Consider the following 12,881-nt stretch of genomic DNA (forward strand, 5'->3'; position numbering starts at 1 on the left):
ATATTTATTGAAATGGCTCTGATTGCCAGAGCCAAATGTGATTATAGTCGCCTCCATGGGTCGCCAAGGCGGCCGATTTTCTACTCACCGGGAAGAACATCAAGGAGATGACCGTGAAGAATGCCGATCTGCAGGCCCGCAAGAACGCCGCCACCCCGCGCGGCGTCGGCGTGATGTGCGATTTCTACGCAGCCCGCGCCGAGAACGCGGAGCTGTGGGATGTCGAAGGCCGCCGCTTCATCGATTTCGCCGCCGGCATCGCGGTGCTGAACACGGGCCACCGCCACCCGAAGATCGTCAAGGCGATCGCGGATCAGTTGAACAACTTCACGCACACCGCTTACCAGATCGTCCCGTACGCGTCGTACGTCGAGCTGGCGGAGAAGATCAACGCACGCGCGCCGGGCGACTTCCCGAAGAAGACCGCGTTCTTCACGACTGGCGCCGAAGCCGTCGAGAACGCGATCAAGATCGCGCGTGCGGCGACCGGCCGTCCGGGCGTGATCGCATTCTCGGGCGGCTTCCACGGCCGCACGATGATGGGCATGGCGCTGACCGGCAAGGTCGCGCCGTACAAGCTGAACTTCGGCCCGTTCCCGGGCGACGTGTTCCACGCGCCGTACCCGAACGCCGTGCACGGCGTGACGACCGCCGACTCGATCAAGGCGATCGAGATGCTGTTCAAGGCCGACATCGATCCGAAGCGTGTCGCCGCGATCATCTTCGAACCGGTCCAGGGCGAAGGCGGCTTCAACCCGGCGCCGGCCGAATTCGTGCGCGCGCTGCGCAAGATCTGTAACGAACACGGCATCCTGCTGATCGCCGATGAAGTGCAGACGGGCTTCGCACGCACCGGCAAGCTGTTCGCGATGCAGCACTACGACGTGCTGGCCGATCTGATCACGATGGCGAAGAGCCTCGCCGGCGGCATGCCGCTGTCGGGCGTCGTCGGCCGTGCGGACGTGATGGACGCAGCGGCGCCCGGCGGCCTCGGCGGCACGTACGCGGGCAACCCGCTGGCCGTCGCATCGGCGCACGCGGTGCTCGAAATCATCGACGAAGAGAAGCTGTGCGAGCGCGCGACGCAGCTCGGCGACGTGCTGAAGGCGAAGCTGAATGCGCTGCAGGCCGACGTGCCGCAGATCGCCGACGTGCGCGGCCCGGGCGCGATGATCGCGGTCGAATTCCTGAAGCCGGGTTCGGGCGAGCCGGATGCCGAATTCACGAAGCGCGTGCAGACGCGTGCGCTCGAGCGCGGCCTGCTGCTGCTCGTGTGCGGCGTGTACTCGAACGTCGTGCGCTTCCTGTTCCCGCTGACGATCCCGCAAGCCGTGTTCGACGAAGCGCTCGCGATCCTCGAGGAAGTGCTGAAGGAAACGGTCGGCGTGCCGGCCTGAGTGCCCGTCCACGTCAACTGAATGCGCCGCCGCCGTCGTGAAGACGGCGGCGGCCGTTTTCATCGGTCCTTATCCGTCCTTTTTCGAAGCAGGCGATTCACATGAGCACCGTTCAGGAAACCCTGGCACTGAAAGATCCGTCGCTGTTCCGCCAGCAGGCGTACATCAATGGCGAATGGCAACACGCGGCGACCGGCGAGTCGTTCGACGTCCGCAATCCGGCGACGGGGGGCCTGCTCGGCACCGTGCCGGCGATGGGCACGGCCGAGACGCGTCACGCGATCGAGGCCGCGAACGCCGCATGGCCGGCGTGGCGCAAGAAGACCGCGAAGGAACGCGCGACGATCCTGCGCAAGTGGCACGACCTGATGATGGAAAACGCCGACGACCTCGCGCTGATCCTGACGACCGAGCAAGGCAAGTCGCTGGCCGAAGCGAAGGGCGAGATCGGCTACGCGGCGTCGTTCCTCGAGTGGTTCGCGGAAGAAGGCAAGCGCGTGTACGGCGACACGATCCCGACGCCGGCGAGCGACAAGCGCATCGTCGTGACGAAGGAAGCGATCGGCGTGTGCGCGGCGATCACGCCGTGGAACTTCCCGGCGGCGATGATCACGCGCAAGGTCGGCCCGGCGCTCGCCGCGGGCTGCCCGATCGTCGTGAAGCCGGCTGAAGCGACGCCGTTCTCCGCGCTCGCGATGGCCGTGCTGGCCGAACGCGCGGGCGTGCCGGCCGGCGTGTTCAGCGTCGTCACGGGCGATCCGAAGGCGATCGGCGGCGAGCTGACGTCGAACCCGATCGTGCGCAAGCTGTCGTTCACCGGCTCGACGCCGGTCGGCCGCCTGCTGATGTCGCAATGCGCGGCGACGGTCAAGAAGGTGTCGCTGGAACTCGGCGGCAACGCGCCGTTCATCGTGTTCGACGACGCCGATCTCGATGCGGCCGTGCAGGGCGCGATCGCGTCGAAGTACCGCAACAGCGGCCAGACGTGCGTGTGCACGAACCGCTTCTACGTACACGAAGCCGTGTACGACCAGTTCGCGCAGAAACTCGCGGCGGCCGTCGGCCAGCTGAAGGTCGGCCGCGGCACGGAGCCGGGCGTCACGCAGGGCCCGCTGATCAACGAAGCCGCCGTGCTGAAGGTCGAGGCGCACATCGAGGACGCGCTCGCGAAGGGCGCGACTGTCGTGACGGGCGGCAAGCGTCACGCGCTCGGCCACGGCTTCTTCGAGCCGACCGTGCTGACGGGCGTCACGCCGGCGATGAAGGTCGCGAAGGAAGAGACGTTCGGGCCGCTCGCGCCGCTGTTCAAGTTCGGCAGCGACGACGAGGTGATCCGTCTCGCGAACGACACCGAGTTCGGCCTCGCCGCCTACTTCTACAGCCGCGACATCGGCCGCGTGTGGAAGGTGGCCGAGGCGCTCGAATACGGGATGGTCGGCGTGAACACGGGCCTGATCTCGAACGAAGTCGCGCCGTTCGGCGGCGTCAAGCAATCGGGCCTCGGCCGCGAAGGCTCGCACTACGGCATCGACGACTACGTCGTGATCAAGTACCTCTGCCTCGCCGTCTGACGGTTCGGGGCCTGCCGCTTTCGGCGCCAGGCCCTCGCCGCCCGGCCGGAACCGGGCGGCCCGACGCGGGCCGGTACCCCTCTCCGTCGCGCCCGCGTCACCCTTCCTGTCGTTCCGCGATCAGCGGAATACGTTCACCGCCTCCACCAAACGCGTCGCCTGCTGCTTCAGGCTTTCCGACGCCGCCGTGCTCTGTTCGACGAGCGCCGCGTTCTGCTGCGTGATGTTGTCCAGGTGCACGACCGCCTGGTCGACCTGCGCGACGCCCGTGCTCTGCTCGGCCGTCGACGAACTGATCTCCGCGATCAGATCCGACACGCGCTTCACCTGCGTGACGATGTCCTCCATCGTCTTGCCCGCGCCGTCGACGATCCGCGCGCCCGATTCGACACGCTCGACGCTCGCACCGATCAGCGTCTTGATCTCCTTCGCCGCGTTCGCGCTGCGCTGCGCGAGCGCCCGTACTTCGCCCGCCACCACCGCGAAGCCGCGCCCCTGATCGCCCGCCCGTGCGGCCTCGACGGCTGCGTTCAGCGCGAGAATGTTGGTCTGGAACGCGATTCCGTCGATCACGCCAATGATGTCCGCGATCTTGCGCGAGCTCGCGGTGATGTCGTTCATCGTCGCGACGACTTCGCTCACCGCCTGCCCGCCGCGCCCGGCCGCCTCGCTCGCGGAAACCGACAACTGATTCGCCTGCAGCGCCGTCTCCGCATTGCTCGACACGGTGGCCGTCATCTCGGCCATCGACGCGGCCGTCTGCTGCACGCTCGTCGACGCCTGCTCGGTACGTGCGCTCAGGTCGTTGTTGCCCTGCGCGATCTCGTTGCTCGCGCGCTGCACGTTCAGCACCTGCTCGCTGACGTCGTCGACGAGCCAGCGGAACATCAGCCCGAGCTGATTGATCGTGCGCAGCGTCATGCCGATCTCGTCGACACGGTTCATTCGCACGCCGCTGCGGCTTTCGCCGGTCGCCACGCGCAACGCCTCGTCGCGCAGTTCCCGCAGCGGCCGCACGATCTGTGCGTCGAGCCACAGCCCGGCCGCCGCCGTCACGCCGACCGCCGCACCGGCAAATGCCGCGAGCGCCCCGCCGGTCAACCCGCCCGCCCAGCCGGCGCCGATGACGGCCGGCGCCAGCACGCACAGCGTCGATACCAGCCGGGCTCGCACCGACATCGTCTGGAACAGCGACGCCACACGCAGTGCGCCCGTGCGGACGATCAATCCCTTGTGGAACCGGCGGCTGCCGGCCTTGCCTTCGCGGAAATCGCGATACAGCGCCTCGGCGGCCGCGATCTCGTCGCGCGTCGCCTTCGTGCGCACCGACATGTAGCCCTTCGGCTGCCCGTTGCGCATCACCGGAATCGCGTTCGCGCGCACCCAGTAGTGATCGCCGTTCTTGCGGCGGTTCTTCACGAGCGCGGTCCACGGCTCGCCGCCCTGGAGCGTCGCCCACATGTCGGCGAACGCCTCTTTCGGCATGTCCGGATGCCGCACCACGTTGTGCGGCTGACCTTCGATCTCCTCGGGAGAAAAGCCGCTGACCTGAATGAATGCCGCGTTCGCGTACGTGACGTAGCTGTCGGCATCGGTCGTCGACATCAGCGTCGCGTCGTCGGCAAATTCGAATTCGCGTTGCGTGACGGGCTGGTTGTTGCGCATGGTGTGGAGCTCCGGGTGGCGGATCTTGCGTCCGCTCGTCGATTGATTCGAGACCCCGCGCATGACGATCGAGTCGCATGCGTGTAAGTCGACTCCTGCGCTTTCGGCAAATTCGGCGAAAACATTATGCCGAATCCGGATAAATATGCATTAAACAGGCATCATCGTGTTTTTGCCGAACAATATGTTCATGGATAAACGAATTGCCTTGTCGGGCAAGGGTTTGCCGGCGATTCGTCTGATCATTCGACCTCGTGCATCCGGCCTGATTCAACGTGCGCCGGTAAAATCGGAAATACGAATATTTCTCGTTTTCCGCCATTCGATTCAATCCAAAAATCCGAATGAACGCTGTGCGCGACACGCCGGATTCATCGATCGAACCCGCACGTCGCGCACGCTTTTACGCCGTCACCTGAACACGTTCACCGCATCCACGAGCCGCGTCGCCTGCTGCTTCAGGCTCTCCGACGCCGCCGTGCTCTGCTCGACCAACGCCGCGTTCTGCTGCGTGATGTTGTCCAGATGCACGACCGCCTGGTCGACCTGCGCGACGCCCGTGCTCTGCTCGGCCGTCGACGAACTGATCTCCGCGATCAGATCCGACACGCGCTTCACCTGCGTGACGATGTCCTCCATCGTCTTGCCCGCGCCGTCGACGATCCGCGCGCCCGATTCAACGCGCTCGACGCTCGCGCCGATCAGCGTCTTGATCTCCTTCGCCGCGTTCGCGCTGCGCTGCGCGAGCGCGCGCACCTCGCCCGCCACCACCGCGAAGCCGCGCCCCTGTTCGCCTGCGCGTGCGGCCTCGACCGCCGCGTTCAGCGCGAGAATGTTGGTCTGGAACGCGATGCCGTCGATCACGCCGATGATGTCCGCGATCTTGCGCGAGCTGGCCGTGATGTCGTTCATCGTCGCGACGACTTCGCTCACCGCCTGCCCGCCGCGCCCGGCCGCCTCGCTCGCGGAAACCGACAACTGATTCGCCTGCAGCGCCGTCTCCGCGTTGCTCGACACGGTGGCCGTCATCTCGGCCATCGACGCGGCCGTCTGCTGCACGCTCGTCGACGCCTGCTCGGTACGCGAGCTCAGGTCGCTGTTGCCCTGCGCGATCTCGTTGCTCGCGCGCTGGACGTTGTGCACCTGCTCGCTGACGTCGTCGACGAGCCAGCGAAACATCAGCCCGAGCTGGTTGATCGTGCGCAGCGTCATGCCGATCTCGTCGACACGGTTCATTCGCACGCCGCGCCGGCTTTCACCGGTCGCGACGTTCAGCGCCTGCTCGTGCAGCCGCTTCAGCGGTTGCACGATCTGCGCGTCGAGCCACCAGCCGGCCGCGGCCGCCACGCCGGCCGTCACGACGGCGAACGCCGCGAGCCCGCCGCCGGTCAATCCGCCCGCCCAGCCGGCGCCGACGACCGTCGGCGCCAGCACGCACAGTGCCGAATGAACGCGCGCACGCACCGACATCGTCTGCGCCAGCGACGCGACACGCAGCAGCCCGGTGCGGATCACGAGCCCCTTGTGGAACCGGCGCCGGCCGGCCTTGCCTTCACGAAACGCGCGATACAGCGCGTCCGCGGCTTCGCGCTCGTCGTGCGGCGCCTTCGTGCGCACCGACATGTAGCCGTGCGGCGCGCCGTCGCGCATCACCGGAATCGCGTTCGCGCGCACCCAGTAGTGGTCGCCGTTCTTGCGGCGGTTCTTCACGAGCGCAGTCCACGGCTCGCCGGCCTGAAGCGTCGCCCACATGTCGGCGAACGCCTCCTTCGGCATGTCCGGGTGACGCACCACGTTGTGCGGCTGGCCGACGAGTTCCTCGTTCGAGAAACCGCTTACCTGCGCGAACGTCGTGTTCGCGTAAGTGATGATGCTATCGGCATCGGTCGTCGACATCAGCGTGACGTCGTCGGGAAAATCGAATTCCTGTTGGGTAACGGGCTGGTTGTTGCGCATGCAAGGCTCCGAAAGGCGGATCTGTCGTCCGCGCCGCGCTGAATTCGCGCTCAGTAGCCGAAAAACGGTTGTTCGCTTTACGACACTCTCGTCCTTACTGTCGGCAATTCACCGGAAAACCTTAATCCCGATGCGCATAAAATAGCCAATTGGGCGATTGCCATGATTTCGATCAAATAATCCGGCGATAATCGCCACGCTCGTTTATTTGTCTGTCTCGGAGCGCCGTACGGTTTGACAATGCGCGCGTCCGTTGCAAATGGCGAAACGATCGGCCTATCCTGCTCCATTCCACCTGAATTCGAATTCTGATGAAAAAGGCATTGCATGAAGTGAATCGGCTGTCCTCGAATACGACGACGGTCGAGCATGACAGCCATACCGGCGATCAGGCCGCGTTTCTCCGCAACGGCGACGCCGCGCGGTTTCCGCAAGAACACGAACCGGACAGCCACCGGATGCTGCCGCCCGAAGGCATGCCGCGCCTGCCGGTGATGTACGCAATCGCCGCGCACCGGGTGGCCGCATGACGCGCCGCACTACCGCCGAACGCGACGCGCTGTCGGCCCGCCCGCTTGCGCGCGACGACGTGCCGCTCGTGTGGACCATCGACCGGCGCGAAATCATCGAACACTTGTACGTGCTGCGCGGCGGCGCGCTGCATCTCGTGCCCGAGTTCTACGACGTGGCCGGCTGGCCCGACGGCGAAGCCGACCACTACACGCCGATCCTGCTCGACTGCCACGACCGCGGCGGCTGGTTTCTCGGCAGCTTCGACGGCGCGCGGCTCGTCGCGGCGGCGATCGTCGACAGCCGGCCGCTCGGCCCGCAACGCGACATGCTTCAGTTGAAGTTCCTGCACGTGAGCCACGACTGGCGCGGTTGCGGGCTCGGCGAACAGCTCTACCGCGCGGCCCGCGCGCAGGCGCGCGCGATGGGCGCCAAGCGCCTGTACGTGTCGGCCACGCCGTCGCGGCGCACGATCGATTTCTATCTGCGGCTCGGCTTCACGGTCAGCACGGCGCCCGATCCCGAGCTTTACGCGCTCGAGCCCGAGGACATTCACCTGGAAGGGCCGACGGCCTGACGGCCCGGTACGCGGATAGCGGCGCGTCTGCCGCGACTGTCGCAGGCCGATTAACGCGCAAGCGACGACGGGCGGCACGAGACAACTCGTGCCGCCCGTCATGGCGGAAACAGCGCGTCGGTGGAGCGGCGCGTATGCGGCCGCTTCACCGCATCGCGCCGGTCAGACGCGTTCGATCGCGATCGCGATGCCCTGGCCGACGCCGATGCACATCGTGCACAGCGCGAAGCGGCCGTTCGTGCGATGCAGCTGGTACATCGCGGTCGTCACGAGGCGCGCGCCCGACGCGCCGAGCGGATGGCCGAGCGCGATCGCGCCGCCGTTCGGGTTCACGCGCGGATCGTCGTCGGCGACGCCGAGCATGCGCAGCACCGCGAGGCCCTGCGACGCGAACGCTTCGTTCAGTTCGATCACGTCGAACTGGTCGATCGTCATCCCGAGCCGCGCGAGCAGCTTCTGCGTGGCCGGCGCGGGGCCGATGCCCATCACGCGCGGCGCGACGCCGGCAGTCGCGATCCCCAGCACGCGGGCGCGCGGCGTCAGGCCGAAGCGCTTCGCGGTTGCCTCGTTCGCCAGCAGCAGCGCGGCGGCGCCGTCGTTGACGCCCGATGCGTTGCCGGCCGTGACCGAGCCGTCCGGGCGCACGACGCCCTTCAGCTTCGCGAGCGCTTCGAGCGACGTTTCGCGCGGATGCTCGTCGCGCGACACGACCACCGGATCGCCCTTCTTCTGCGCAATCGTGACCGACACGATTTCTTCGGCCAGCGTGCCGTCCTGCTGCGCGCGTGCCGCCTTCTGCTGGCTGCGCAGCGCGAACAGGTCCTGATCCGCGCGGCTGACGTTGTAGTCGACCGCGACGTTCTCGGCGGTTTCCGGCATCGAATCGACACCGTGCAGCTGTTTCATCAACGGATTGACGAAGCGCCAGCCGATCGTCGTGTCGTGGATGTCGGCCTGCCGCGCGAACGCGCTCGCGGCCTTGCCCATCACGAACGGCGCGCGCGTCATGCTCTCGACGCCGCCCGCGACCATCAGCGCGGCTTCGCCCGACTTGATCGCACGCGCGGCCACGCCGACCGCATCCATCCCCGAACCGCACAGGCGGTTGATCGTCGAACCCGGCACGCCCTGCGGCAGGCCCGCGAGCAGCAGCGACATGCGCGCGACGTTGCGGTTGTCCTCGCCGGCCTGGTTCGCGCAGCCGTAGATCACGTCGTCGATCGCCGTCCAGTCGACGTCGCGATTGCGCTCGACGAGCGCCTTGAGCGGCACCGCGCCCAGATCGTCGGCGCGCACGCCCGACAGTGCACCGCCGTAACGCCCGATCGGCGTACGGATCGCATCACACAGAAAAGCTTCGGTCATCAGTGTCTCCGGTCCCGTGAAAGGCTGGGAAATGAACAGGGCGCGCCCCTTGCATTGCCCGCCGGGATGCGCTTAAATGTTCTATATACGAACATAAGATCGTGTATCGAACGTTCAACGCATCATAGGGAGTGCGGGGATGCCCTGTCAAGCGCGCGGCGCGCCGGGCGGTTGGCGTGTCGGGCCCCATGCGCTATCTTCTCGGCTGCACGACATTCCAGGCCCTCATGACAACCGACGATATTCAGACGAAACCCGGCGATTCCTATGTACAGTCGTTCGCGCGCGGCCTCGCGGTGATCCGCGCGTTCGACGCGGCGCGCCCGGAGCAGACGCTCACCGAGGTCGCGTCGGCCACCGGCCTCACGCGCGCGGGCGCGCGCCGGATCCTGCTCACGCTGCAGACGCTCGGCTACGTCGAGGCCGACGGCCGGCTGTTCCGGCTCACGCCGAAGATCCTCGAGCTCGGCTTCGCGTACCTGACGTCGATGCCGTTCTGGAATCTCGCCGATCCGGTGATGGAGCAACTGTCGGAACAGATCCACGAAAGCTGTTCGGCCGCGGTGCTCGACCGCACCGAGATCGTCTACGTGCTGCGCGTGCCGACCCGCAAGATCATGACGATCAACCTGTCGATCGGCAGCCGGCTGCCCGCGTACTGCACGTCGATGGGTCGCGTGCTGCTGTCCGCGCTCGACGACGCGGCGCTCGACGAAACGCTCGCGCAGAGCGGCATCCGCGCGCACACGCCGCGCACGATCACCGACATCGGCGAACTGAAGGCGACGATCGCGCAGGTGCGCCAGCAGGGCTGGGCCGTGGTCGATCAGGAACTCGAGGTGGGGCTGATGTCGCTGTCCGCGCCGATCCGCAACCGGCGCGGGCAGATCATCGCCGCGATGAACATCAGCGGCAACGCGCAGCGGCATACCGCGAAGCAGATGGTGAAGGAGTTTCTCGGCCCGCTGCAGCAGGCCGCGCAGACGGTATCGGAACTAGTGGCGCGGCGGGGGTGAGCGCGGGCCGTCACGCTCGCGTCGGTGGCGTGACACTTCCGGCCGGTATCGCCTTCAACACCGCGCCGATAAAGACGTCGGTCCAATAAGAAGCGCCTGCCTCCGTCAGGCGGACACGGCCGCACGCACCGGCACGCGCGTTATCTCCGCGGCGGCCTGACGCGAGATTCCAGCAGGCGCCGCGTGTTCTCCAACTCTCGTTGCAGCAACTCGGCGTCCGGCAGCATGGTTCGATAGTTTGCCGCCATGACCTTGGTTGGCAAGCCCTCCAGCGCATACCGGGCAAGCGCGTGGCCCTTGTCGGCACAGAGAATCAGACCGACGGGCGGGTTCTCGTCGGGAAGCGTCCAGTGCGCCTTGGCGTAGTTGCAATACAAGTGCATCTGGCCCACATCCGCATGGGTCAGGCCGCCGAGTTTCAAGTCGACGATGACAAGACAGCGCAGCCGGCGATGGAAGAACAGCAAGTCCACGCGATACCAGGTCTGGTCGATACGCAGCCGGCGCTGCCGCCCAACAAAGGCAAACCCGTCGCCGAGCTCGATCAGGAGATCTTCCAGTCTCTCGATCAGGGCCGCTTCAAGGTCGGACTCCGAATACTCGTCCTTCAGATTCAGAAACTCCAGCACATACGGGTCTTTGATCGCATCGTCGGGTGTGATGTCGTCCGCCGGCTTGCGTGCGTTGCCCTTGACCAGCATCGACGCCTTGTCCCTGGACAGCGCCGTGCGTTCGTAGAACTGGCTGCCGATCTGTCTGTCGAGTTGCCGCACGCTCCATCCGCCACGCAGCGCTTCCGCCTCGTAGAACCGGCGCGCCTGGTCGTCCTTGACCGACAGCAGCCGCACGTAGGCCGACCACGGTAGCGTGAACAACTGCGCCAGTTCGTCGAGCCTTCTCGGCTGTACCTGTGCCGGGGAAGAATCGCCAGACACTGTCTGGCGAATTGGCCAAGTCAGAAAGAACGACCGCATCTGCTGCAAGTTCTGACGACTGAACCCACGACCGAACCGTTCGGTGAGATCGTTCGCCAGCCGCTCGATCAACTGCTCGCCGTATCCTGCACGCCGCCGCCCTTGTTGTTCGGCCTCGACGATGCGGCGACCAATTTCCCAATAGCTCGCCGTCATCAGCGCATTAACCTTGCGGGCGGCCGCATGGCGGGCGGCCTCGAGCAATTCGACAATGCTGCCATGGACGCCGGCATAGCCGGCCGGCACGACAGCTCTTTTTGCAGTTGTCATGGAAAGCGTCCCGTTGAGGTAACGTTCGGTCTATCCGACACAAACGAAATCGCGGTCCGCGCGTAGAGCACCGCATTGCCCGCATGCAGAGCACCATGCTTGTTCGCATCGACACCGTGCCCGTCGCGCGGTCGAGCGCCGTGATGAAGCGTCAGTAAGAACTGCAACGCGCGCATAAAAAAACGGGCGACACAGGCCGCCCGCGAAAACTCCAATCGCTCTGCAACATCCTTCTTGCAAAACACGGAGCGAACTCCGCGTCGCTCAATTTACGGGCGCGCGCACGTCCGATCAATTTGACTGGAACGAAATTGCGCTCCGAATCCGTCGGACACGGCGTCGTCACGCCCCCAGCAGCATCCCCTTTCGCACCGGCACCGTGCCCGTCACGCGCCCGAGCGGCGCCCCGGCCGTCACGAAGCGGATCGCGCGCCGCATGTAGAACACGCCGTCGGTCGCGCTCGAGATCGTCGTGACCGCATCCGTCAGCGGATCGACGATGTCGAACAGCGGATCGCCGGCGCGGATCATCGCGCCGATTGGCGCACGGTGCACGAGAATCCCGCTCGCCGGCGCGTAAAACTGCTCGCTGCCCGCGAGCGGCGTGGCCGGCGTGGCCAGCGGCGGCAGCGGCGCGCGTTCGCCGCGCACCGCGCCGCACCAGACGAGATAGTCGACGAGCGCGCCGGCGTCGCGGCGCGCGTAGTCGTACGTCACGTCGCGCTGGCCGCGACACTCGACCGTCACGGCCACGGTACCCGACGCCATCGGCGTGCCGGACGGCAAATGCGCGCGCAACCGTGACCACAGCAGGTGATGCGCGTCGTCGAACGCATTCCCGCCCGAATCCTCCGCGAGCAGCGACACCTCCGCGCCGAGATAACGCGCGAGCGGCTCGACGTCCGGCCACGCGGTGTCGCTCGTGTACACGTGCATCACCGCTTCGAGCGAGCAATGCAGGTCGATCACGACGTCGGCGTCGTGCGACAGCGTCAGCAGCGCAAGCTGCAGCGCATCGAATTCGGTGCGCGGCGCGATTTCATCGAGCGCCGCGCCGACGCATTCGCGCACGATCGCCCGATTGCGCACGCCGTCGTCGCCCAGCCGGTCGCGCGCACGTGCGGCGATCTCCGCGAGCGGCAGGAAGCCGCGATTGAAGTTGCGGCCGCTCGCGAGATCGAACCGGCCGATGAACTGCCCGAGCAGATGATGATTGAGGCCGACCGGGTTGGCCACCGGCACGAGCACGATTTCGGCCGCGAGCCGGCCTTCGGCGTCGAGTTGCGCGAGGCGCTGCTTGAGCATGACCGCGGCAAGCATCGCGGGCGTCTCGTCCGCGTGCAGCGCAGCCTGCAGGTAGATCTTGCGGCCGCAGTCGGCCGGCCCGAAATGAAAGCTCGTCAGCGTGCGCTGCGTGCCGATCGACGGCGACAGGAGCGGCGTGGTGCGAATCTGCATCGATGATCCTGAACCGATGAAAAGGGGAATCGGGGAAACGAGCCAGCGCGGCGCTCAGTCGCCGTACGGGTTGAAATCGAAATGCTGCCGCGCGATCCAGCGGTGCGCGGGCGGTAGGCGCG

General features: G+C 66.5%; 10 protein-coding genes. 5 read left to right on the plus strand and 5 right to left on the minus strand.

All coding sequences use genetic code 11. The features are described 5' to 3' along the window. Positions 1 to 113 precede the first annotated feature (113 nt). Both LGM42_RS20370 and gabD read left to right on the plus strand, forming a co-directional pair. A complete protein-coding gene (locus LGM42_RS20370) occupies positions 114 to 1,397 on the plus strand; it encodes a 4-aminobutyrate--2-oxoglutarate transaminase (protein ID WP_059582213.1) in 1,284 nt (427 codons plus the stop codon). A 101-nt stretch (positions 1,398 to 1,498) separates the two neighbouring features. Then, positions 1,499 to 2,968, plus strand: a complete 1,470-nt coding sequence (gabD, locus tag LGM42_RS20375) for an NADP-dependent succinate-semialdehyde dehydrogenase (RefSeq protein WP_060309896.1) — start codon at positions 1,499 to 1,501, stop codon at positions 2,966 to 2,968. Between the two features lie 120 nt (positions 2,969 to 3,088). Here gabD and LGM42_RS20380 read toward each other — a convergent pair whose 3' ends face one another. Together LGM42_RS20380 and LGM42_RS20385 are read right to left on the minus strand one after the other, a co-directional pair. Beyond that, entirely contained in the window at positions 3,089 to 4,633 is a 1,545-nt protein-coding gene (locus LGM42_RS20380) for a PAS domain-containing methyl-accepting chemotaxis protein (protein WP_059582210.1), read from the minus strand. Between the two features lie 411 nt (positions 4,634 to 5,044). Continuing rightward, complete coding sequence (locus LGM42_RS20385) at positions 5,045 to 6,589, minus strand: PAS domain-containing methyl-accepting chemotaxis protein (RefSeq protein ID WP_226233029.1); 1,545 nt, start codon at positions 6,587 to 6,589, stop codon at positions 5,045 to 5,047. 311 nt (positions 6,590 to 6,900) lie between these two features. Between LGM42_RS20385 and LGM42_RS20390 the strand changes: the two genes are divergently transcribed. Both LGM42_RS20390 and LGM42_RS20395 read left to right on the plus strand, forming a co-directional pair. Beyond that, positions 6,901 to 7,119: a hypothetical protein gene (locus LGM42_RS20390; protein WP_226233030.1), complete on the plus strand. Its 219-nt coding sequence runs from the start codon at positions 6,901 to 6,903 to the stop codon at positions 7,117 to 7,119. Beyond that, the gene (locus LGM42_RS20395; protein WP_226233031.1) at positions 7,116 to 7,676 is read left to right on the plus strand and encodes a GNAT family N-acetyltransferase; all 561 of its coding nucleotides are present in this window, start codon (positions 7,116 to 7,118) and stop codon (positions 7,674 to 7,676) included. Before LGM42_RS20390 ends, LGM42_RS20395 begins: the two co-directional genes overlap by 4 nt. Positions 7,677 to 7,838: 162 nt before the next feature. Here LGM42_RS20395 and pcaF read toward each other — a convergent pair whose 3' ends face one another. Then, a complete protein-coding gene (gene pcaF / locus LGM42_RS20400; RefSeq protein ID WP_060309900.1) occupies positions 7,839 to 9,041 on the minus strand; it encodes a 3-oxoadipyl-CoA thiolase in 1,203 nt (400 codons plus the stop codon). A 227-nt stretch (positions 9,042 to 9,268) separates the two neighbouring features. On the opposite strand from pcaF, the gene LGM42_RS20405 reads away from it, so the two are divergent. Further along, positions 9,269 to 10,057 (plus strand): IclR family transcriptional regulator, encoded by a 789-nt coding sequence (locus LGM42_RS20405; protein ID WP_059582012.1) that lies wholly within the window; start codon positions 9,269 to 9,271, stop codon positions 10,055 to 10,057. A gap of 140 nt (positions 10,058 to 10,197) precedes the next feature. On the opposite strand, the gene LGM42_RS20410 is transcribed toward LGM42_RS20405, so the two are convergent. Both LGM42_RS20410 and LGM42_RS20415 read right to left on the minus strand, forming a co-directional pair. Continuing rightward, on the minus strand, positions 10,198 to 11,301 hold the full coding sequence (locus LGM42_RS20410) for a PDDEXK nuclease domain-containing protein (protein WP_226233032.1): 1,104 nt from the start codon (positions 11,299 to 11,301) through the stop codon (positions 10,198 to 10,200). Between the two features lie 342 nt (positions 11,302 to 11,643). Further along, on the minus strand, positions 11,644 to 12,759 hold the full coding sequence (locus LGM42_RS20415; protein ID WP_226233033.1) for a succinylglutamate desuccinylase/aspartoacylase family protein: 1,116 nt from the start codon (positions 12,757 to 12,759) through the stop codon (positions 11,644 to 11,646). Between the last annotated feature and the right edge of the window lie 122 nt (positions 12,760 to 12,881).

The sequence above is a fragment of the Burkholderia sp. AU39826 genome, assembly GCF_020419965.1.
Lineage (GTDB): Bacteria > Pseudomonadota > Gammaproteobacteria > Burkholderiales > Burkholderiaceae > Burkholderia > Burkholderia semiarida.

What these genes read in the sequence shown, in the direction of transcription:
- LGM42_RS20385 (WP_226233029.1), bottom strand. Translation starts at nt 6,589, where the DNA reads ATGCGCAACAACCAGCCCGTTACCCAACAGGAATTCGATTTTCCCGAC.
- LGM42_RS20395 (WP_226233031.1), top strand. Translation starts at nt 7,116, where the DNA reads ATGACGCGCCGCACTACCGCCGAACGCGACGCGCTGTCGGCCCGCCCG.
- LGM42_RS20380 (WP_059582210.1), bottom strand. Translation starts at nt 4,633, where the DNA reads ATGCGCAACAACCAGCCCGTCACGCAACGCGAATTCGAATTTGCCGAC.
- LGM42_RS20415 (WP_226233033.1), bottom strand. Translation starts at nt 12,759, where the DNA reads ATGCAGATTCGCACCACGCCGCTCCTGTCGCCGTCGATCGGCACGCAG.
- LGM42_RS20410 (WP_226233032.1), bottom strand. Translation starts at nt 11,301, where the DNA reads ATGACAACTGCAAAAAGAGCTGTCGTGCCGGCCGGCTATGCCGGCGTC.
- gabD (WP_060309896.1), top strand. Translation starts at nt 1,499, where the DNA reads ATGAGCACCGTTCAGGAAACCCTGGCACTGAAAGATCCGTCGCTGTTC.
- pcaF (WP_060309900.1), bottom strand. Translation starts at nt 9,041, where the DNA reads ATGACCGAAGCTTTTCTGTGTGATGCGATCCGTACGCCGATCGGGCGT.
- LGM42_RS20405 (WP_059582012.1), top strand. Translation starts at nt 9,269, where the DNA reads ATGACAACCGACGATATTCAGACGAAACCCGGCGATTCCTATGTACAG.
- LGM42_RS20390 (WP_226233030.1), top strand. Translation starts at nt 6,901, where the DNA reads ATGAAAAAGGCATTGCATGAAGTGAATCGGCTGTCCTCGAATACGACG.